The following is a 20,864-nucleotide window of genomic DNA, read 5'->3' on the forward strand; positions in this document are numbered from 1 at the left end:
AGCGGTTGAGTAAAAAGAAACCGCCTCGAAAGAGGCGGTTTTTTTTGTGTCCGGAGTTTTTCCTGGATCGGGCTTATCCCATCATGTCCTTGATCATGCGTTCCTGTTCCATCAGTTCGCGCTGACGCGCATCGATCCGTGACGACAGCGGGAAATTGCTGCCAGCCTTGCGTTTGGCGAAGTCCAGTTGCTGGATGGCCTGGCGGTAATCGCCGACCAGCGCGAAGTACTCGGCGCGGGCCTGATGCAGGCCGATGATGTTGCCGGACAAGCCGCGGGTCTCCGCCACCTGATACCAGACGTCCGGATCGTCCGGGCGCGATTTCAACAGGCCTTCCAGGGCCTTTTCCGCATCGGCGGTACGGTTCTGTTTCAGCAACAGATCGACGCGTACCTGATTCAGCGGGTAGTTGCCTGGGTATTGAGTCAGCATGCGGTCGACGCGCGACTGCGCATCCGCCAGACGATTGTTGGTGATATCCAGATCGACCTGGGCGAGGTTGTAGATGATCTCGTTCGGGGATTTTTCCAGCAGTTGCTTCAGGTTTTCCCGTGCTTCATTCAACTGGCCACCCTTGATCTGGGCAATCGCCAGGCCGTAACGGGCCACATCGTTTTTCGGGTTCTCGTCCAGTTGTGCCCGGAAGCGCTTGGCACCCATTCCCGGGGTTTCTTCGTAGATCAACTGTACCCGTGCGCGGATCAGTTGATAGCGCATGCTGTCTTCAATGCCGCCGGGCTTGGCCTGTTCTGCACGGTTGCGGGTGTCGGCGATCCGCGATTCGGTCACCGGGTGAGTCAGCAGGAATTCGGGAGGCTTGGCGTCGTAGCGATACTGGCGCATCAAACGTTCGAACATGGTCGGCATCGAACGCGGGTCGTAACCGGCTTTTTCGAGGTTGAGGATGCCGATGCGGTCGGCCTCTTGTTCGTTCTGGCGCGAGAAAGTCCGTTGCGACTGGATCGCCGCTGCCTGGGTGCCTGCAATAGTCGCGATCCCGGCCTCGCCGCCACCGGCGGCTGCAATGACGATCCCGGCCAGCAGCGCGGCCATCATTGGCACCTGCATCCGCTGCGACGCTTCGACGCCTCGGGCGAAGTGGCGTTGGGACAAGTGAGCCAGTTCGTGCGCCAGTACCGAGGCATATTCACCTTCGGTCTGGGCATTGAGGAACAGGCCGCCGTTGACCCCGACAATCCCGCCCGGTGCCGCGAAGGCGTTGAGCTGCGGGCTGTTGATCAGAATGAATTCCAGGCGTCGGTCATTGACCTGGCTGGTTTCAACCAGCTTATAGACGCTGGACTCGACGTAGTCCTTGAGTTGCGGATCGTTGAGCTGTGAAACCTGGCTGCGCAGCAATGCCAGCCAGGCGCGGCCCAGTTGGTATTCCTGTTGTGGCGAGACGATGGCAGAGCTGGCGTCACCGAGTGACGGCAGGTCGTCGGCGAAGCCCGGTGAGGCGAGCAGGCAAGCGAGCGTCAGCAGGGTAGGGCGCAAAAATGTCATGCACAAAGCCTTAGTCGACAAAGACCTTACTGTAGCCGGACACCGGGCCTGCGACCAGATATTCTAGGCAGCCTGACCCTCTGAACCGGAGTAACGCATGACCGACGCTGTAGCCCACGACTGTGAACTGGACGCCAGCGGCCTGAATTGCCCGTTGCCGTTGCTCAAGGCCAAGATGGAGCTGAACAAGCTGCCCAGTGGCGCAGTGCTCAAGGTGATCGCCACTGACGCTGGCTCGCAGCGCGACTTTCGCACCTTTGCCCGGTTGGCCGGTCATACGCTGCTGCGTGAAGAAGACGAGGCTGGCGTTTACCGGTACTGGTTGAAAAAAGCCTGAAATCGACAGCGTAAAAGACCTAAGGATTATTGATGTTCAAAGTGTTACGCGACTGGATTCAGCGCTACTTTTCCGATGAAGAGGCGGTGGTGCTGGCGGTGTTGTTGTTTCTCGCCTTCACCGCCGTGCTTACCCTTGGCGGAATGCTCGCGCCCGTGCTGGCCGGGATGGTGCTGGCGTATCTGATGCAGGGGCTGGTGGTCACGCTTGAGCGCCTGCGCATGCCCGGTGGCGCGGCGGTGGGGCTGGTGTTTGCGCTGTTCATGGGCGTGCTGCTGTTGTTCATCGTTGTGGTGCTGCCGCTGCTCTGGCATCAATTGATCACGCTGTTCAACGAGCTGCCGGGCATGCTCGCCAAGTGGCAATCGCTGCTGTTGCTGCTGCCGGAGCGCTATCCGCATCTGGTGTCCGACGAGCAGGTGCTGCAAGCCATCGAGGCGGCGCGCGGCGAGATCGGTAAATTCGGCCAGTGGGCGCTGACGTTCTCGTTGTCGAGTCTGCCGCTGCTGGTGAACATCATGATCTACCTGGTCCTGGTGCCGATCCTGGTGTTCTTCTTCTTGAAAGACCGGGTGATGATCGGCGAATGGGTACGCGGGTATCTGCCGCGTGAGCGAGCGCTGATCACTCGGGTTGCCGAGGAAATGAACCGGCAGATTGCCAACTACATTCGCGGCAAGGTCATCGAGATCGTGATCTGTGGCGGGGTGACCTACATTGCATTCGTCGCCCTCGGGCTCAACTACGCGGCACTGCTGGCGTTGCTGGTGGGCGTGTCGGTGGTGGTGCCGTATGTCGGGGCGGTGGTGGTGACGGTGCCGGTAATGCTGATTGCGCTGTTCCAGTGGGGCTGGAGCGATCAGTTCATCTATCTGATGGCGGTCTATGGGATCATCCAGACACTGGATGGGAACGTATTGGTGCCGCTGCTCTTTTCCGAAGCGGTCAACCTGCACCCGGTGGCGATCATCTGCGCGGTGCTGTTGTTCGGCGGATTGTGGGGCTTCTGGGGTGTGTTCTTCGCGATTCCGCTGGCGACGCTGTTCAAGGCTGTGCTCGATGCGTGGCCGCGCAAGGAACCGGTGGTGGCGCCATTGCTTTGAAAGTAATTCGGCGCCCGCCAGGGCGCCGAAAGGATCAGGCCTTGTTCAGCGTCTGAGCAGCGGCCAGCACTGCATCCACGTGACCCGGCACTTTCACGCCGCGCCATTCCTGACGCAGAACGCCATTCTTGTCGATCAGGAACGTGCTGCGATCTACGCCCAGGTATTCCTTGCCGTAGAGTTTTTTCAGCTTGATCACGTCGAACAGCTGGCAGACGGCTTCGTCCTTGTCGCTGATCAGCTCGAACGGAAACTCCTGCTTGCACTTGAAGTTTTCGTGCGACTTCAGGCTGTCGCGGGAGATACCGAAGATTTCCGTGTTGGCAGCCTTGAACGCGGCGTACTGATCGCGAAAACCCTGGCCTTCGGTGGTGCAGCCCGGGGTGCTGTCCTTCGGATAGAAGTAGATCACCACTTGCTTGCCCTTGAGGGCCGAGAGGCTGACGGTCTGCCCGCTGGTGGCGGGCGCTTCGAAGTCGGCAACCGGTTGATCGATAGCTACGGCCATGAAAGCTTCCTTACATTGGGTTCTGTGGGCGCCACGGTTCGATCAGCGCGTCGAGGTTCATGGCATCGGCGAAGTCCAGGAACTGGTCGCGCAGCCAGCTGATCTGGGTACCGGCCGGCAAGGTCACGGTGAACGTGGCGTTGAGCATGGTGCCGCCGGTCTGTGGTGCCTGATAGGTATCGCAGGTCAGGTTTTCCAGCTCGACGTTGTGATCCATGAAGAACTGGCACAGCTCGTTGATGATGTCCGGGCGGTAGGCCGACGACACGTAAGCCACATACGGCAGGGCTTGCGGACGGTTTTCCAGGGCGGCACTGCGCACCACGTTGACCGTGAACGAGTGACGTTTGGCCAGGGTCGGCAGGCTGCCTTCCAGGCGGGCCAGGGCGTCCCAGCTGCCGGAAACTTCGAGCACCAGTGCACTGCACTCGCCGTGGCGGGTCAGGCGCGAAGTGACGACCGCGCAGCGGTTTTCATGGCTGGCGCGACACAGGACGTTGGTCAGCTCCATGGGATTGGCGCCGAGGGCACTGATGACAAGGAATTGTTCGCGAACTGTGGGGGTGGACATGCAGCATTCCTAAAGCGATGAGCGGTCGGTAGGGTGAGGGCGTTGAGTGCCGGGACATACCTGTCCGGAAGACCCGGTTCGCCTGTCGCCACGGCTCCAATAAAGGAAGCGTAAGGCGGCGACGCTGGAACGGGGTCTGGAAGGCCGAAACGGGGGGCAGGAACCCGGCGCACAAGCTGATCAGTACCGATCAAAGTCTGAAGGGTAGCGAAAAGCGGCGCCAAGGGGAATGGCGGCGCAGTACTTCGCTTGTGCAAGCATCTTGGCGCCAGTACCATTACCGCTCTCTTTTTCCGGCAGGAGCGGTTTCATGATTGCGGGCAGTATGGTGGCACTGGTCACACCCATGGATGCACAAGGGCGTCTTGACTGGGACAGCCTCAGCAAACTCGTGGACTTCCATCTCAAGAACGGCACCCATGCCATTGTCGCGGTCGGTACAACCGGCGAGTCGGCAACCCTTGATGTAGAAGAACACATTGCCGTCATCAAAGCCGTGGTCAAACAGGTGGCAGGCCGCATTCCGGTGATCGCCGGTACCGGCGCCAACTCGACCCGCGAAGCCGTCGAGCTGACCCGCAACGCCAAGGAAGCCGGCGCCGATGCCTGCCTGCTGGTCGTCCCGTACTACAACAAGCCGACCCAGGAAGGCCTGTACCAGCACTTCAAACACATCGCCGAAGCGGTCGACATTCCGCAGATCCTCTACAATGTTCCCGGCCGCACCTCCTGCGACATGCAGGCCGAGACCGTGATCCGCCTGTCCACCGTGCCGAACATCATCGGTATCAAGGAAGCCACTGGCGACCTGAAACGCGCCAAGGCAATCCTCGACGGTGTGAGCAAGGATTTCATCGTGCTGTCCGGCGATGATCCGACCGCCGTAGAACTGATCCTGCTGGGCGGCAAAGGCAACATCTCCGTCACCGCCAACGTCGCCCCGCGCGAAATGGCCGACCTGTGCGAGGCCGCGCTCAAGGGCGACGCCGAGACCGCACGGGCCATCAATGAAAAACTGATGCCGCTGCACAAGGACCTGTTCATCGAAGCCAACCCGATTCCGGTGAAATGGGCTTTGGTCGAAATGGGCCTGATGCACGAAGGCATTCGCCTGCCGCTGACCTGGCTGAGCGCTCCTTGTCATGAAACGTTGCGCTCGGCTCTGCGCCAGTGCAGCGTCCTGGTTTAATTGAGGAAGTACAACGCATGAAGCGAATGGCCGGACTTTCCGCACTTGCCTTGATTATCTCCAGCACCAGTGGCTGCGGATGGATCTGGGGCCCGGAAGGTTATTTCCGTGACCGTGGTAGCGACTACCTGGAAGCGAAACAGACTGCACCGATGCAACTGCCAGAAGGTGTCAGCACCTCCAAGCGTCTGGATCCGCTGCTGCCGATCCCGCGCAACGTCGCCGACGACACCGCTACCGGCGAATACGTGGTTCCGCGTCCTCAGCCGCTGTCGGCGATTGCCGACGCCAGCGACTACTCGCTGCAGAAGAGCGGTGATTCGCGTTGGGTCATGGGTCAGCATCCACCGGCCGAAGTCTGGCCAGTGGCTGTGCAGTTCTTCCAGGACAACGGTTTCCGTCTGGATGAACAGCGTCCGCAAACCGGTGAGTTCACCACCACCTGGCAGCATTCCGACGAACTGTCCGCCGCCATGGCCAAGCGCCTGAGCGCCGCCGGCGTCGGTGCCGACAGCGAAACCCGCGTGCGGGTGCGCATCGAGCCGGGCGTGCAGCGCAATACCAGTGAAATCTACGTGGTCAGCGCCGAGCGTCCTGCCGGCAGCACCGCCAATGTCGATTTCACCAACCGTTCGGTCAACACTGGCCTGGACGCTGCCCTGGTCGACGACATGCTCGCGAGCATGAGCCGTACTTCCGAGAAGGGCGGTTCGGTGTCGATGCTGGCATCCCGTGATTTCGATACCCCGAGCCGCGTCAGCCTCAGCGAAGACGGCAGCGGCAACCCGGTGTTGAACGTCGGTTCGGATCTGGATCGTGCCTGGTCGAGCGTCGGTCGTGCGCTGGAGCAAGGTCAGTGGCGCGTTGAAGACATCAACCGCAGCCTGGGCCTGTACTACATCAACCTGGCCGAAAAGGCCGAGAAGAAAGACGAGAAGCCTGGTTTCTTCAGCAGCCTGTTCGGCAGCGCGCCGACCAAGGAAGAAGTTGAAGCCCGTGCCGAGCGTTATCAGGTTCGCCTGAGCAAGGTTGGCGACAGCGTTCAGGTCACCGTCGAGAAAAACATCAACACCGTTGCCCCGGCCGATGTGGCCCGCAAAGTGTTGAGCGTGATTCAGGACAACCTGGGCTGATCCAATGCGTTTTGCCGTTCTCGGCAGCGGTAGCCAAGGGAACGGCACGCTGATCGCCAGTGCTGATACGTATGTGCTGGTGGATTGTGGTTTTTCCCTGCGGGAAACCGAAAAACGCCTGTTGCGCCTGGGTGTGAACCCGGCGCAACTGAGCGCGATACTCGTGACCCACGAACATGCCGACCACGTGCATGGCGTGGGTTTGCTGTCTCGGCGCTACAATCTGCCGGTCTACCTCAGTCGCGGCACACTGCGCGGGATGCGCAAACCGATTGAACCCGCAGGCTTCGTGGCCGGCGGCGAGCAACTGCAGATCGGTGCTCTGGACATCCGGGTCATTGCCGTGGCCCACGATGCACAGGAACCGACCCAGTATGTCTTCAGTGATCAGGAACAGCGGCGCTTCGGCCTGCTGACCGATCTGGGTTCATACTGTGAGCAGGTGCTGGACGGTTATCGGGACCTCGATGCGTTGATGATCGAGTCCAATCATTGCCGAGACATGCTGGCCCGTGGTCATTACCCGTACTTTCTCAAGCAGCGGGTGGGCGGCGAGCTGGGACATCTGAACAACCATCAGGCGGCATTCCTGGTGGCCGAGTTGGGCTGGCAAGGCCTGCAACACCTGGTCCTGGCCCATCTGAGCAGCAAGAACAACCTGCCGCAGCTGGCCCGGCAATGTTTTGTCGACACCCTCGGGTGCGACCCGGACTGGCTGCAACTGGCCGATCAAGATTCAGGGCTCGACTGGCGCCACATCGCCTAGCCCATCTACTTAGCAAGCGGAGCCCATCATGGAAAAACGTGAAGAACTCTACCGCGGCAAAGCCAAATCGGTTTACAAGACCGACGACGCTGACCGCTTGATCCTGCTGTTTCGCAACGACACCTCGGCGTTCGACGGCAAGCGCATCGAGCAGCTCGACCGCAAGGGCATGGTGAACAACAAGTTCAACGCCTTCATCATGCAGAAACTCGAAGCGGCCGGCATTCCGACCCAGTTCGACAAGCTGCTGGCCGATAACGAAGTACTGGTGAAAAAACTCGACATGATCCCGGTCGAGTGCGTCGTGCGTAACTACGCCGCCGGCAGCCTGGTCAAGCGCCTGGGCGTCGAAGAGGGCATGAAGCTCAACCCGTACACCTTCGAACTGTTCCTGAAGGACGACGCCAAGGGCGACCCGTTCATCAACGAATCCCACGTTGTGGCATTCGGCTGGGGCACCGCCGAGCAACTGGTTCGCATGAAAGAACTGTCGCTCAAGGTCAACGAAGTCCTGAGCAAGCTGTTCGACGACGCAGGCCTCTTGCTGGTGGACTTCAAGCTTGAATTCGGCGTGTTCAGCGACGGCTCCATCGTCCTGGGCGACGAGTTCAGCCCGGACGGCTGCCGTCTGTGGGACAAGGACACCAAGAAGAAGATGGACAAGGACCGCTTCCGTCAGGGCCTCGGTGACGTCATCGAAGCCTACGAAGAAGTCGCCAACCGTCTGGGCGTACCGCTTTAATCGACGCAAGCATCTGATAGCACGGAGAAATTTTCGAAAGAGGGTTTGCTTTCGATAAAAGTGTTGTTATGATGCGCGCCGTTGGAGAGATGCCAGAGTGGCCGAATGGGACGGATTCGAAATCCGTTGTACCTTCACCGGTACCTAGGGTTCGAATCCCTATCTCTCCGCCATACATAGAAAAAGCCCCGTAGATGAAGATCTACGGGGCTTTTTTTCTGATCAGTCCACCCTGCACCAATGTACGGAGCGCAATGCTCCAGCGCATCCAGGCCGCTCACACTCCGAATTAACTGACTAAACTCCTGCATTCCAGCTCATGGGCCGCCAGCCATCCGGCGGTCAGCCCCTTCAATGCATGAGGTTCGGTCATGGCAAAGGGAAGGAAGAAAGACTCACCCAAAGACACCCCCGCAGATCGCCCGAAGCTGTCGAGCAAAGACTATCTGGCGGAGTTGCGTCGACTGCACGTTGAGCTCGTCAAGCTGCAGGAATGGGTGAGGGCCGAGGGCATCAAGGTTTGTGTGATTTTCGAGGGGCGTGACGGGGCGGGGAAGGGGGGGACGATCAAGGCGCTTACTGATCGGGTCAGCCCTCGGGTGTTCCGGGTGGTGGCGTTGCCGGCACCGAGCGAGCGTGAGAAGAGCCAGATGTACATGCAGCGTTACCTGCCTTATCTGCCGGCGGCGGGTGAGGTGGTGATCTTTGATCGCAGTTGGTACAACCGCGCCGGCGTCGAGCGGGTGATGGGGTTCTGTACCGAGGATCAGGCCGAAAAATTTCTCAGGACGGTTCCTCTGGTGGAGCATGCCATCGTCGATTCCGGGGTGATTCTGCTCAAATACTGGTTGAACGTCAGTCAGGAAGAACAGACCCGTCGGCTGGAAGAACGTATCAAGGACGGTCGAAAAATCTGGAAGCTCTCGCCCATGGATCTCAAGTCGTACAGCCGCTGGTACGACTACTCGTGGGCGCGTGACGATATGATCAAGGCAACCGATACCGAATATGCGCCATGGCTGGTGGCCGATTCCAACGACAAACGGCGAGCGCGCCTGAATATCATCTCCGATCTTCTCAGCCGCATTCCGTACAAGAGTGTTTCGCGCGAGAAGGTCGAACTGCCCAAGCGGCAAAAACCGGGTGGTTACAAGGAATCGGATTATCCCTACAGGCACATCCCTGAAAAATTCTGAAGAGTGTTTTTCCATCGCTATTCAAAAAGCCCCGCAGATGAGAATTCACGGGGCTTTTTCATTTCTGCAGGGTAATCAGCCAGCCCTCAAATCTCCTTCACCGGCGTATCCCCCTGCACGCCCTTGATCAACTCGATCACGTGCAGGCAATCCGCCTTGTTCACATACGACTCGCCACTGGCAACCGTCTCATGGTTCCCTGCCCGTAGCCGCCAGCGCCACTGGCCTTTGCCGGTACTCGGGGTGCCTTTGGATTGCCTGTAAATCTCGAAATACATTCAGTTCGCTCCATGCGATGGGATATTGCGACAAGCTGTTTGACGCATGCTCGCAAGCCTAGCGGAGCTTTCTCATTTGGCTATCGGGGATTTGTTTCCAATCGTTCGACAATGTTTCTGCAAGGCGCGGGGCAGAGCGTCGGGATCAGCCTTCGGATTGGCGAGTACGTCCTTTTTTCACCCTTGCATGAGCACCAGTGGTGCTGCTTAATACGGGGCGGCTCATGGCGTCGAAATTTGTTCGGCGACCGACAAACACTATAAGAAAAGAGCAGTCCATTGACCCATTCGCATGGAACGCAACATGCGGGCCCGGTGACGTTGTCGCTGGTGGTTCCCGTATTCAATGAAGAGGACAGCCTCGACGGCTTTCTCCTGCGCATTCGTCAGGTGTTCGAGCGTGAGGCGCAGATCAGCCTTGAGTTGGTGTTCGTCAACGACGGCAGTACCGATTCGACACTGGAGCGCCTGCTGCTCTGCCAGCAGAGCAATTCGCAGATCCGTATCGTCGATCTGAGCCGCAACTTCGGCAAGGAAGCAGCGCTTTCCGCCGGTTTGCAGACGGCCACCGGGCAGATTGTGGTGCCGATCGATGTCGATCTGCAGGATCCGCCCGAGGTCATTCTGCAAATGATCGAGCGCTGGCGTGAAGGTTATGAAGTGGTGCTGGGGCATCGCATCAGCCGCCGCAACGACTCTTGGGCCAAGCAGACTTCCGCCACCTGGTTCTATCGTCTGCACAACCGGATCGCCGATCAGTCACTGCCCGAGAATGTCGGCGATTTCCGTTTGATGGATCGTTGTGTGGTGGACGCGCTGCTGACGCTGCCAGAGTCCCGACGGTTCATGAAAGGCCTGTTTGCGTGGGTCGGATTTCGCACCACCCAGATCGAGTACGAGCGCCCGGAACGGGCGGTCGGAACGAGCCGGTTCAATGGCTGGCGGCTGTGGAATTTTGCGCTCGAAGGCATCACCAGCTTCAGCACCGAGCCGTTGCGGATCTGGACGTATCTGGGAGCGCTGGTGTCCCTGATATCGTTCGCCTTTGCCATGTTCATTGTGGTCCGCACGCTGATGTATGGCATCGACCTGCCCGGTTATGCGTCGCTGATGGTCGCCGTGACCTTCCTTGGCGGCTTGCAGTTGATCGGCATCGGTGTGCTTGGCGAGTATCTGGGCCGCACTTATATCGAAGCGAAGCGCCGGCCGGTTTTCCTGGTGCGCCGCATTTATGACCCGAAGGACTGAAGCATGGATCTCAAGGAAACCGACATCCTCGGCGACAGCATCGGCGAGCATTGGTATTACTGCTCCAAAGCGGCAGCGACCCGCCGATTGCTGGGTGAGGCACCGATCAAACGCATTCTCGACGTCGGCGCCGGTTCGGGGTTCTTTTCCCATCATCTGTTGACTCACACCGCCGCGCGAGAAGCGTGGTGCGTGGACATCAGCTATCCGGCCGACTCCAGTGCCACCACTGTCGGCAAACCGGTTCATTACCGCCGCTCGATCGACGCCGTGGACGCCGATCTGGTGTTGCTGATGGATGTGCTGGAGCACGTCGATGACGACCTCGGCCTGCTCAAGTCCTACGTCGACAAAGTGCCCTCCGGCAGTCGCTTCCTGATGACCGTGCCGGCGTTCCGGTTCATGTGGAGCGGGCACGATGATTTCCTCGAGCACAAACGTCGCTATACCCTGGGACAGTTCGAGTCTCTGACAAGGAACGCCGGACTGATGGTCGAGCGGGGCACCTACTACTTCGGTGCGGTGTTCCCGATTGCCGTCGCGTCACGCCTGATACCTGGCGCTTCACGCGGTTCGGCGCCACGTTCGCAGTTGAAAAAGCACCACCCGCTGGTCAATACGCTGCTGAAAACCCTGTGCCGTCTCGAGTTGCCGTTGATGGGCATGAACCGTCTGGCCGGTCTCAGTGTATTCGTGCTGGCGCGCAAACCCTGATGGCGACACAGCGCTCCGAACTTATCCGGCGCGGCTTGCGCTTTGCCGTGACGGGGCTGTTCGTCACGGCCCTGCATGCGCTGGTGGCCGTGTTGTTCATCAATTTCGTGAGCCCTCAACCGCCGCTGGCCAACGGCGTGGCTTTTGTCGTGGCGACGGTGGTGTCCTACGTGATCAACACCACCTGGAGCTTTTCCGCGAGGTTGCATGGCAAGACCCTGCTGCGATTCCTGATGGTCTCGGCAGGAGGCTTCATGCTGGCGATGTTCGTGGCCTGGGCCGCCCAGATGGCCGGCCTGCACTATCTGCTGGGAATCGTGGCGGTCGCGCTGACCATTCCGGCATTCACTTTTGTATTGCATAACTTCTGGACGTATCGATGAAGGACTCGGCAAGGCGCCTGGCTGTCACTCTATTGCCGTTGATGATCGGCGTCCTGGCCTTTTTCATCGTGGTCGGCCCGCGCGCGCTCAACCCGCAGAACATTGCCTGGCTGGGGCAGGGGGATCCTGCAACGCATTATCTGGGGTGGGTGTTCTTCCGTCAGTCACCCTGGACCTTTCCGCTGGGCCTGAACCCTACCTATGGGCTGGAACTGGGCAACGGCCTGATCTTCTCCGACTCCAATCCGCTGCTGGCATTGTTGTTCAAGCCTTTCGCCGGGTTATTGCCCGAGACGTTCCAGTATTTCGGCCTGTGGTTTCTCGGCTGTTTCATGCTGCAATCGTGGTTCGCCTGGAAACTGCTGGGGCTGATCACGCCAAACGTGACCTTGCGCGCCTTGGGCGCTGCGCTGTTTCTGTTTGCACCGCCGATGATCATGCGCATGCCGATACATCTGTCACTGGCCGGACATTTCTTGATTCTGGCAGCGCTATACCTGGCGCTGCGTCCAGGCGATGAGCGCCGGCGTCTGGCCTGGGGAGTATTGCTGGGATGTACGGCGCTGATTCACGCCTATTTGCTGGCGATGGTCGCGCTCATCTGGGTGGCGGATCTTGCTGCCCGTTGCTTCAAAAGCAGAATGACGGTGCGCAATGCAGCGGTCGAGCTGGTCGCGCTGTTTGCTCTGGTCAGTGTCTGTTGCTGGCAAGCCGGGTATTTTTCAGTGAGTGGTGCCGATGCAGCGTCTGATGGTTTTGGTTTGTACCGGGCCAATATCCTGACTCTGTTCAGCGCCAATGCATGGTCTTACACCCTCAAAGACATACCGGGCAGCGTGGGGGACCTGGAAGGCTTCGGGTTTCTCGGGCTGGGGCTTTTGCTGTTGGCCATCTGTGGGTTAGTCGGTGGGTTGCAGGGGCAGACAGGCGTGGGCACGAGATTGCGCCGATATCCTTTTTTGCTGCTGGCCATGGTCGGACTGACTGTTTTTGCCGTGTCCAACAACATTGCACTGGGGCCGTTGAATTTCTCTTATCCGTTGCCGGAAAAAGTCATCGCGATCGCCAATATTTTCCGGGCTTCAGGGCGGATGTTCTGGCCGGTCTACTACGCAATCATCCTGCTGATCATTTTTCTGGTGATTCGTGCCAACAAGCCGCGCACGGCAATCTGTCTGCTGGCATTGGCCCTCGTGGTTCAGGTCGCGGACACCCGTAGCGGCTGGTCTGTGGTACGCAAGCATCTGATGGTCGAGCCGTCGGCTCAGTGGGCCAGTCGTTTTGTCGATCCGTTCTGGAGAAGCGCGGCCGCGCATTACCCGAAGATTCGCTGGATCCTGCCGCAGAACTACTCACCGCAATGGCTCGATATCGCCGCGTTTGCCGCGAGCCATGGTTTGTCGACGGATGCGGTTTACCTCGGACGCATGAGCACCGGGCAACGAGTTCGCGCCGATCAACACACGTCCGAGATATTGGCGTCCGGGCACTACGATGCCGACTCGTTGTACCTGGTCAGTGATCGCGCTCTGTTGCAGGCGGTTCAGACCGTCAATACCCAAAACGATCTCTTGACCGAAATCGATGGCTTCACCGTGCTGGCGCCGGGCTGGAAGCAGTGCCGAGAGTGTTTGCAGTTGCCCGCTGGAAAAGCCCCGCAGCAACTGATCACTGAACTTCCGGCCGGTCAGAAGACGCCGTTCGGCTTTGGCGCTGCCGGCAATGTGTTTCTTGCACAGGGCTGGTCGGTTCCCGAGCCGTGGGGCGTATGGTCCAGTGGCCAGGACGCTGAACTCGTGATGCGGATCCCGGAATCGGCTCGAACGCTGCACCTTGAAACCACGGCGTTCCTTGCACCGTTCCATGTCCGCCAGGGTGTCGTGGTCAGGCTCAATGGCCTCGAGGCACTGTCGACCTCACTGGACAAGGCTGATGGCAACACGCTCGAACTGAGCTTGACCCCGGCAATCCGCCAACGGATCAAAGAAGAAGGTTTGCTGCGATTGCAGTTGCAGTTCGCCGACGCGATCAGCCCCCAACAGTTGGGCATGGGGCAGGACCCGAGAAAACTGGCCCTGGGATTGAAGACGCTGACCGTCAACTGATCCATGGGCGCATAGACGATATCGGCGGGGCTTTCTACACTGCCCGCATTCCGGGGACAGGGGGCAATGGATGAACCGCAATGAACTTCGCAAGGCCGACATCAACCTGATGGTGGTGTTCGAGACCTTGATGCTCGAACGCAACGTGACCCGGGCCGCCGAAAAGCTGTTTCTCGGACAGCCGACCATCAGCTCGGCGCTCAATCGCCTGCGCACCATGCTCAACGATCCGCTGTTCATTCGCGTCGGTCATCGCATGGAGCCGACGGCCCGCGCCGAAGATATCTATCGCCATTTGAAACCCGCGCTGGACTCGTTGTCGGTGGCGCTGAGCCTGACCCGTGATTTCGATCCTGCCGTCAGCACCATGACCTTTCGCATCGGCCTGTCGGACGACGTCGAGTTCGGTCTGTTGCCGCCGCTGTTGCGCGCCTTACGCCAGGAAGCACCGAACGTGGCGTTCGTGGTGCAACATGTCGATTACTGGCGAATTCCCGATTTGCTGGCCGCTGGCGACATCACCGTCGGCATCAGCCAGACCCGTGGCCTGCCGGCCAATGCCAAGCGCAAACTGCTCCGGCATATCCAGCCGAGCATCCTGCGCGCCGACAAGTCCGCCACCCCGCTGACCCTAGACGAATATTGCGCACGGCCCCATGTGCTGGTTTCCCACACGGCCAATGTCAGTGGTTATGCCGATGAGTGGCTGGCGGACCTCGGTCGAACCCGTCAGGTGGTGTTGTCGGTGCCGCAATACAGCGCACTGCCGGCGCTGCTGGCGGGCACCGATCTGATCGCCAGCCTGCCGGACTACACCGCCGAAGCCATGGCCGCCTCGGGCCTGCTGTTCAAGGAACCGTTTCCGTTCAAGACCCCGACGCTCGACCTGTCGATGGTCTGGCTCAGCCATGTCGACAGCGACCCGGCCGAGCGCTGGCTGCGCTCGCGGCTGGAGCAATTCATGAGCGAGCGGCCCCACTCGCCGCTCTGACTTGCCGAGCTGTGGTCCGGCTGCTTTGCTGAGTAACATCTGAATTCGGCGGAGCCTCGACCCATGAGCATTTCCCGTGGTTTGTTGCGTGGGCGCGGCAGTCTCGACAGCGGCAAGGTCGGCATGGTCGAGCTGTTCTTCGATCTGGTGTTCGTGTTTGCCGTGACTCAACTGTCCCACACCTTGCTCGCGCACTTGTCGGTTATCGGTGCGGTGCAGGTGACGCTGATGATGGTCGCGGTGTGGTGGGTGTGGATCTTCACGTCCTGGATCACCAACTGGCTCGACCCGGAAAAACTGCCGGTGCGCCTCGGGCTGTTCGGTCTGATGATCGCCGGTTTGCTGCTTTCGTCTTCGATTCCCAAGGCATTCACCGAGCGCGGCCTGATGTTCGCGGCGGCGTTCGTGTTCATGCAGGTCGGGCGCACGCTGTTCGCGATCTGGGCGGTGCGCGGCGAGTCGCTGAACATGACGCGCAACTTCCAGCGCATCCTCGCGTGGCTGACGTTGTCCGGGGTGTTCTGGATCGGCGGGGCGTTTGTCGAAGGCGAGCAGCGACTGCTTTGCTGGGCGCTGGCGCTGCTGATCGAACTGATTTCGCCGTCGCTGTATTTCTGGGTGCCGGGGCTGGGACGCTCGTCACTGAGCGACTGGAATGTCGAAGGCAATCATATGGCCGAGCGTTGTGCGCTGTTCGTGATCATCGCTCTGGGTGAGTCGTTGCTGGTGACCGGTGCGACCTTCGCCGAGCTGGTTCCGGGCCACGATGGACTGCTGGCGTTTCTGGTGGCGGTGCTGGGCAGCATCGCCATGTGGTGGGTGTACTTCGACAGCGGTGCCGAGCGCGCGCACCACCGTATCGCCCATTCCGCCGACCCCGGGCGCCAGGCGCGAATCGCCTACACCTACTTGCATGTGCTGATTGTCGCCGGGGTCATCGTCAGTGCGGTGGCCGACGAACTGGTGCTGGTGCATCCGGATCACGCCAGCGACGCCGGTATCGTCGTGATCATCGCCGGGCCATGGCTGTTTCTGCTCGGCAATGCGCTGTTCAAGTGGGTCATGGCTGACCGACCGTTTCCACCCCTGTCCCATGTATTCGGGCTGGTGGTGCTCACGCTGTTGTTGCCGCCGGCACTGAATCACTGGTTTTCGGCGTTGGCGCTGGGTGCGTTGACCACAGCAGTCGTGGTGCTCGTGGCGATCTGGGAAACCCTGGCACTGCGTCGGGAGCTTCCCGTTCCTGTGTCGGAAAAAGCCGCAGGAGAGTAGGGCGTAGCTGTGTTATATGTACGGCCTTTCTGCCGACCGACTGGAGTCTTGCGATGCCACACCTGCACATGGAATACACCGCCAACCTGCCGCAACTGAACGCCGATGTGGCGTTGATCCGGCTCAACAACACCCTGGTGGGTTCCGGTCAGTTCGCGGCGGAGTTCGATATCAAGAGCCGTGCGGTCAAGGTCGAAACCTTCAAGGTCGGCACCGCCATGAGCGAGCGGGCCTTTGTGGCGGTGAGGCTGGCGCTGCTCAGCGGTCGTTCCCCGGAGATCAAGAAGCAACTCTCGCAAAACCTGTTGGCGGTGCTGCAGGACCTGTGCGAGTGGCCGGCCGGTGTCGAAGTGCAGTTGAGCGTGGAACTGCTCGATATCGACCGTGAGTCCTACAGCAAAGTCGCCATCGGCGTGTAAGACTCAGGCCGCCTCCAGCTCCGCGCAGGTCTTGATCACCTGCTCGCGCAGCCAGAGGTTGGCGCTGTCCTGATCGACGTTGTGGCTCCACTGCATGTCGAGGGTGAACCCCGGCAGGCCATTGGGGGCCTCGCAGTGATTGAACACCGCGTCGTTGGTCAGCAAGCGCTGGATCCGCCGGGGCAGGGTGAGGATGAAATCGGTGCCGGTGATCATCTTCAACGCCGCGCTGTAACTGTTGGAGCGGGCGACGATCTGGCGTTTCTGCGCCTGCCGCGCCAGCCAGCCATCGACCATGTTGGTGGTCGACGTCCACGGTGTCGGGAACACATGTCGGCGTTCGGTGAAGGCCTGCAGGCTGAGGCGTGGTTCCAGCGGCGTCGCACGTTTGTCGAAGACGCAGACCAGATCATCCTCCAGCAGCATTCGCGATTTCAGGTCGGTATGGCTGCGGTGGAAATGCGGGCCGAAACAGATCACCAGATCGAGGCTGCCATCGCGCAACTCTTGCGCCGGCACGTCGGTTTCGAACTTGTGCATGTTGACCATCACCGGCAGATCGTCGAAGTCGAAACGTTTCAGCATGCGCGGCAGGATCAGCTGTTCGAAGTATTCCGGGGCGCAGATGTTGAAGGTCACCGGTTGCGCCATCGGGTCGAAGGTCGGGGCGCCGGCGTGGCACAGGTTGATGCTTTCGAGGATTTTCTGCACATGGCCATACATGCTGCTGGCCTTGTAGGTCGGGCGCATGCCCGTGCGGGTGTTGACGAACAATTCGTCTTCAAAACTGGTACGCAGTTTCTTCAGGCAGTAACTGACGGTGGACTGACTGACAAACAGCGCCTCCGACACATCGGTGACGCTGCTTTGCTCATACACGGCGACAAACACCATGAGATCCTGCATGTCGAGCTTTCTAAGCAAGTTACTGTTCAGCATCCGTTCTGTCTCGCTGTGCTCCTTGCGCCGAATCCGCGCAAACGTGTGCGCATGATCGTAACGGAACGATGGTGCCAGGAGAAAGCCCTGTAGGATTTTTCACGGACAGTTGTGGGACAGAAAGTTTTAGTAATACGACGTGCCAAAACGATCCTGTAAAAGATGGCCAGAAGCCTTTAGCCAGAGGGGTGAAGCACCGTGCACAACGCCCGATCAGCGAAAGTGCCGGGGGTATTGTCGAGGGTCGAAACGCAGCACGATCAGCAGCATGACCACCATCACAGCCGTCAGCGACCACCAGGCCCATTCGAAGCTGCCCAGTCGATCGCGGATCACCCCGGCCAGCAGCGGCGACAGGCCGGCAATCAGGTAGCCGATGCCTTGCACGAACGCGGTCAGCCCGCCGGCGCGCTGCGGGTTGTCGAGGTGATCGAGGGAGACGATCAGGCTCATCGGGAACAGCCCGCCAATTCCCAGACCCAGCAGGCACGGCCACAACAGGCTCAAGTGTTGCGGGCTGAGGATCAAGCCGCAGAACCCGGCAATGATCAGCACCAACAGGGCACCCAGCACCAGACGCCGGTCACGGCTGCGGTTGGCGATAGCGGGAACCACCAGACCGGAAAGAACCTCCATGGCCGTCAGAAAACCCAACAGCAGACCGGCATTCTGTTCGCTCCAGCCGTTTTCCACGTAGTACGGCGCCAGCCACGCGAGTACACAGGTGTAGGACGCTGTCCCCAGACCGAAGAAGATGGCGAGCAGCCAGGCGCGGGAATGGGTGAAGAAGGCCTCTTTTCTCACCGCACTGGCTGCGACGGGCGGTGCGTCATCGCGTTGTGACAACCAGAACAGCAACGCGAGCAACGCCAATGCCGCCCAGACCGCCAGCCCCGCCCGCCAGCTGCCGGTACCGAGCATCACCTGAGGTGCGAACGAAGCGGCCAGCGCGGCGCCGCCCATGATCGACGTGACATACAGCCCCATGCACAGCGCCACGTTGTCGGGAAACCGAGATTTGATCAGGGCCGGCATCAACGCCTGAATCAGCGCGATGCCGATTCCGGCGAGCACGGCGCTGACGATCAGTTGCGCCGCCGAGTCGAGAAACAGCCGCGACAGGGTCGCCACACCAATGATCAGCAATGACAGCAGCACCGTGCGTCGCTCGCCCAGACGCTGGCTGATGCCGATCCCGAAAAACATCGCCAGCCCCATGGCCATCACCGGCAGCATGGTCAGCAGCGAGGCGAGGCTGAAGCTCAGCGGAATATCGCCACGAATCGCCGACAGCAAAGGCCCGACGGCGGCCATCGACGGGCGCAGGTTAAGGGCGACCAGGACGATACCGAGCATCAGCCAGACGGCGGGGCGGGCAGTGGCGCGAACGTTTTCCATCTTCAGACCTTTGAATCAGAGGCCGTCGATTAGGCGGGCGCGCTACCGGCGCCGGCAAATCAGAAAATCCCGAGGGGTATTTAAAAAGTCGATACGCGTCCCGTGTGCTTTGCCGGAGCGAGCTGTACTTTTTCTGAATCACACCTGACGAATGTCCGGATTTCATGGTTATTTCATGAGCCAACTAATCGTTGGCTTCTTTTTCACAAAAAATTGATGGGGGGCTACGTAGAGTTTTCATTGCCCGGGTCAATGAAGTTTTCACAATTGGCCACGGCGCTTCTTTTCAGGAAATAGCCCCCCTCATATGTTGAAGTTAAAAGCCGTGCGCCCGGAATGGGTGACGTTGTTTGCCAGCGCCTTTCTTTTGATCGGATTCAATTTCGTACTTTGGCAACATCTCCTCGAGATCACCGCTGCCGACGGCATCGCCATGGGCATTGCGTTCGGAGTGATGATCTTCGCGGCCTACAACATCGTGCTGACCTTTCTGGCGTTTCGCCCGGTATTGAAACCGGTGTTGACGGCGCTGTTTCTGATCAGTGCCGGTGTGGCTTATTTCATGAGTCAGTATGGCGTGATGATTGACGCCGGCATGTTTCGCAACTTCGCTGAAACCAATGCCACGGAAGTTCGTGATCTGCTGTCGTTGAAGTTGTTCGCCTATCTATTGTTTCTGGGCGTATTGCCGTCGTGGTTGTTGTGGAAGTTGCCCGTTGACTATCGTCGCTGGCACCGAGAGTTATTAAGCAAAGTTGTGGTGTGTGCAGCATCGGTCGCTGTTATTGGCGGCGTTGCACTGGCCAACTATCAGGGCTTGTCCTCGCTGTTTCGCAACCACCACGAATTGCGCCTGATGCTGGTGCCGAGCAATTACATCGGCGCATCGGCCGGCTATCTGCGCGAGCAGGTGGTTTCCGCCCGGCAACCGTTCATCAAGATCGGCGAAGACGCCCAACGTAACCCGGCACTGCAAAACCGTTCGCGCAAGTCGCTGACTGTGCTGGTGGTGGGTGAAAGTGCCCGGGCGGAGAACTTCGGCATCCTCGGCTACAACCGCGACACCACGCCGAAACTGGACAAGGAAGCCGGTCTCATCGCGTTCACCGACGTGCATTCCTGCGGTACGGAAACAGCGGTCTCGGTGCCGTGCATGTTCTCCAACATGAGTCGCCAGGATTACGACGCCAGCAAGGCGAAGAATCAGGAAGGGCTGCTGGACGTGCTCAAACGCGCCGGCATCGATGTGATCTGGCGCGACAACCAGTCGGGCTGCAAAGGTACCTGCGATCGCGTCACCCTGCAGGACGTGAGCAATCTGAAAGACCCGGCGCTTTGCGCCAACAGCGAATGCCGCGACGAAATCCTCCTGCAAGGCCTGCAGAGTTTCATCGATCACCTGGACAAGGACACCGTGCTGGTGCTGCACCAGATGGGCAGCCACGGCCCGGAATACTTCAAGCGTTACCCGGAGGAATACGAACACTTCACGCCAGTGTGTGAAAGCAACGCGCTGAACAATTGCAGCCGCGAAAGCATCGTCAACGGTTACGACAACACGCTGGTGTACACCGACCATGTGCTGTCGAGCCTGATCGATGTGCTGCGCAGCAATCAGGAGAAAGTCGATACCGCCATGCTGTACCTCTCCGATCACGGCGAGTCCCTGGGCGAGTACAACCTGTTCCTGCATGGCACGCCGTACATGCTGGCGCCGGAACAACAGAAACATGTGGCGATGCTGGCGTGGTTCTCCGACAGCTATCAGAAGTCCTACTCGGTCGACACCCATTGCCTGCAATTGAGCCGCGACAAACCGTTGAGCCAGGACAACCTGTTCCATTCGATGCTCGGTCTGCTGGAAGTGCAGAGCAAGGTCTATCAGCACGATCTGGATCTGTTCGCCGGTTGCCGTGGTGCGGTCATCGACGGCGTATTGGCCAAGGACTGATCCGTCGGAATTGTTCTGTAAGACTATTCTTGCTGGCAGGCAGGAGATTTCATCAACGCTCTTGCCCTGCACAGGCGCGGAAAGCGCCGGTGGCGATATATACTGCGCGCCATT

General features: G+C 59.6%; 21 protein-coding genes and 1 tRNA gene. 16 read left to right on the forward strand and 6 right to left on the reverse strand.

Features of this window, described 5'->3' with window-relative positions; genetic code table 11:
* Positions 1-73 precede the first annotated feature (73 nt).
* A complete protein-coding gene (locus IF189_RS07105) occupies positions 74-1,507 on the reverse strand; it encodes a M48 family metalloprotease (protein WP_114881795.1) in 1,434 nt (477 codons plus the stop codon).
* 97 nt (positions 1,508-1,604) lie between these two features.
* On the opposite strand from IF189_RS07105, the gene IF189_RS07110 reads away from it, so the two are divergent.
* Together IF189_RS07110 and IF189_RS07115 are read left to right on the forward strand one after the other, a co-directional pair.
* A complete protein-coding gene (locus IF189_RS07110) occupies positions 1,605-1,844 on the forward strand; it encodes a sulfurtransferase TusA family protein (protein ID WP_007963279.1) in 240 nt (79 codons plus the stop codon).
* A gap of 32 nt (positions 1,845-1,876) precedes the next feature.
* Positions 1,877-2,947, forward strand: a complete 1,071-nt coding sequence (locus IF189_RS07115; protein ID WP_085710240.1) for an AI-2E family transporter — start codon at positions 1,877-1,879, stop codon at positions 2,945-2,947.
* Between the two features lie 34 nt (positions 2,948-2,981).
* On the opposite strand, the gene IF189_RS07120 is transcribed toward IF189_RS07115, so the two are convergent.
* Entirely contained in the window at positions 2,982-3,455 is a 474-nt protein-coding gene (locus tag IF189_RS07120) for a peroxiredoxin (protein WP_134825789.1), read from the reverse strand.
* A 10-nt stretch (positions 3,456-3,465) separates the two neighbouring features.
* A complete protein-coding gene (locus tag IF189_RS07125; RefSeq protein ID WP_085710242.1) occupies positions 3,466-4,026 on the reverse strand; it encodes a glycine cleavage system protein R in 561 nt (186 codons plus the stop codon).
* Between the two features lie 310 nt (positions 4,027-4,336).
* Between IF189_RS07125 and dapA the strand changes: the two genes are divergently transcribed.
* From dapA to ppk2, 6 genes are all read left to right on the forward strand, one after another.
* Positions 4,337-5,215 (forward strand): 4-hydroxy-tetrahydrodipicolinate synthase, encoded by an 879-nt coding sequence (gene dapA / locus IF189_RS07130; protein WP_085710243.1) that lies wholly within the window; start codon positions 4,337-4,339, stop codon positions 5,213-5,215.
* 17 nt (positions 5,216-5,232) lie between these two features.
* Complete coding sequence (gene bamC, locus IF189_RS07135) at positions 5,233-6,348, forward strand: outer membrane protein assembly factor BamC (protein ID WP_134825790.1); 1,116 nt, start codon at positions 5,233-5,235, stop codon at positions 6,346-6,348.
* 4 nt (positions 6,349-6,352) lie between these two features.
* Positions 6,353-7,114: an MBL fold metallo-hydrolase gene (locus IF189_RS07140; RefSeq protein WP_085710246.1), complete on the forward strand. Its 762-nt coding sequence runs from the start codon at positions 6,353-6,355 to the stop codon at positions 7,112-7,114.
* A gap of 28 nt (positions 7,115-7,142) precedes the next feature.
* Positions 7,143-7,856: a phosphoribosylaminoimidazolesuccinocarboxamide synthase gene (gene purC / locus IF189_RS07145; protein ID WP_085710248.1), complete on the forward strand. Its 714-nt coding sequence runs from the start codon at positions 7,143-7,145 to the stop codon at positions 7,854-7,856.
* Between the two features lie 83 nt (positions 7,857-7,939).
* Positions 7,940-8,029, forward strand: a tRNA-Ser gene (locus tag IF189_RS07150).
* A gap of 198 nt (positions 8,030-8,227) precedes the next feature.
* The gene (ppk2, locus tag IF189_RS07155; RefSeq protein ID WP_192553052.1) at positions 8,228-9,052 is read left to right on the forward strand and encodes a polyphosphate kinase 2; all 825 of its coding nucleotides are present in this window, start codon (positions 8,228-8,230) and stop codon (positions 9,050-9,052) included.
* An 86-nt stretch (positions 9,053-9,138) separates the two neighbouring features.
* Here ppk2 and IF189_RS07160 read toward each other — a convergent pair whose 3' ends face one another.
* Entirely contained in the window at positions 9,139-9,330 is a 192-nt protein-coding gene (locus IF189_RS07160) for a YegP family protein (protein ID WP_064383113.1), read from the reverse strand.
* A 279-nt stretch (positions 9,331-9,609) separates the two neighbouring features.
* Here IF189_RS07160 and IF189_RS07165 point away from each other — a divergent pair, with 279 nt between their 5' ends.
* From IF189_RS07165 to IF189_RS07195, 7 genes are all read left to right on the forward strand, one after another.
* Complete coding sequence (locus tag IF189_RS07165) at positions 9,610-10,578, forward strand: glycosyltransferase family 2 protein (protein WP_134825792.1); 969 nt, start codon at positions 9,610-9,612, stop codon at positions 10,576-10,578.
* Positions 10,579-10,581: 3 nt separating this feature from the next.
* Entirely contained in the window at positions 10,582-11,292 is a 711-nt protein-coding gene (locus IF189_RS07170) for a class I SAM-dependent methyltransferase (protein WP_134825793.1), read from the forward strand.
* Positions 11,292-11,675 carry a GtrA family protein gene (locus IF189_RS07175; protein ID WP_225739952.1) on the forward strand — a complete coding sequence of 128 codons (384 nt, stop codon included), beginning with the start codon at positions 11,292-11,294 and terminating at the stop codon, positions 11,673-11,675. Before IF189_RS07170 ends, IF189_RS07175 begins: the two co-directional genes overlap by 1 nt.
* On the forward strand, positions 11,672-13,780 hold the full coding sequence (locus tag IF189_RS07180; RefSeq protein ID WP_192553053.1) for a DUF6311 domain-containing protein: 2,109 nt from the start codon (positions 11,672-11,674) through the stop codon (positions 13,778-13,780). Before IF189_RS07175 ends, IF189_RS07180 begins: the two co-directional genes overlap by 4 nt.
* 70 nt (positions 13,781-13,850) lie before the next feature.
* Positions 13,851-14,771, forward strand: a complete 921-nt coding sequence (locus IF189_RS07185; RefSeq protein WP_085710257.1) for a LysR family transcriptional regulator — start codon at positions 13,851-13,853, stop codon at positions 14,769-14,771.
* Between the two features lie 63 nt (positions 14,772-14,834).
* Positions 14,835-16,043 carry a low temperature requirement protein A gene (locus IF189_RS07190; protein ID WP_134825795.1) on the forward strand — a complete coding sequence of 403 codons (1,209 nt, stop codon included), beginning with the start codon at positions 14,835-14,837 and terminating at the stop codon, positions 16,041-16,043.
* 53 nt (positions 16,044-16,096) lie between these two features.
* On the forward strand, positions 16,097-16,462 hold the full coding sequence (locus IF189_RS07195) for a 5-carboxymethyl-2-hydroxymuconate Delta-isomerase (protein WP_192553054.1): 366 nt from the start codon (positions 16,097-16,099) through the stop codon (positions 16,460-16,462).
* A 3-nt stretch (positions 16,463-16,465) separates the two neighbouring features.
* On the opposite strand, the gene IF189_RS07200 is transcribed toward IF189_RS07195, so the two are convergent.
* A complete protein-coding gene (locus IF189_RS07200; protein ID WP_085710261.1) occupies positions 16,466-17,401 on the reverse strand; it encodes a LysR family transcriptional regulator in 936 nt (311 codons plus the stop codon).
* 213 nt (positions 17,402-17,614) lie between these two features.
* On the reverse strand, positions 17,615-18,799 hold the full coding sequence (locus tag IF189_RS07205; protein ID WP_192553055.1) for a cyanate transporter: 1,185 nt from the start codon (positions 18,797-18,799) through the stop codon (positions 17,615-17,617).
* A gap of 307 nt (positions 18,800-19,106) precedes the next feature.
* Between IF189_RS07205 and IF189_RS07210 the strand changes: the two genes are divergently transcribed.
* A complete protein-coding gene (locus IF189_RS07210; protein WP_192553056.1) occupies positions 19,107-20,750 on the forward strand; it encodes a phosphoethanolamine transferase in 1,644 nt (547 codons plus the stop codon).
* Positions 20,751-20,864 lie beyond the last annotated feature (114 nt).

The organism is Pseudomonas sp. IzPS59 (assembly GCF_014863505.1).
Lineage (GTDB): Bacteria > Pseudomonadota > Gammaproteobacteria > Pseudomonadales > Pseudomonadaceae > Aquipseudomonas > Aquipseudomonas kribbensis.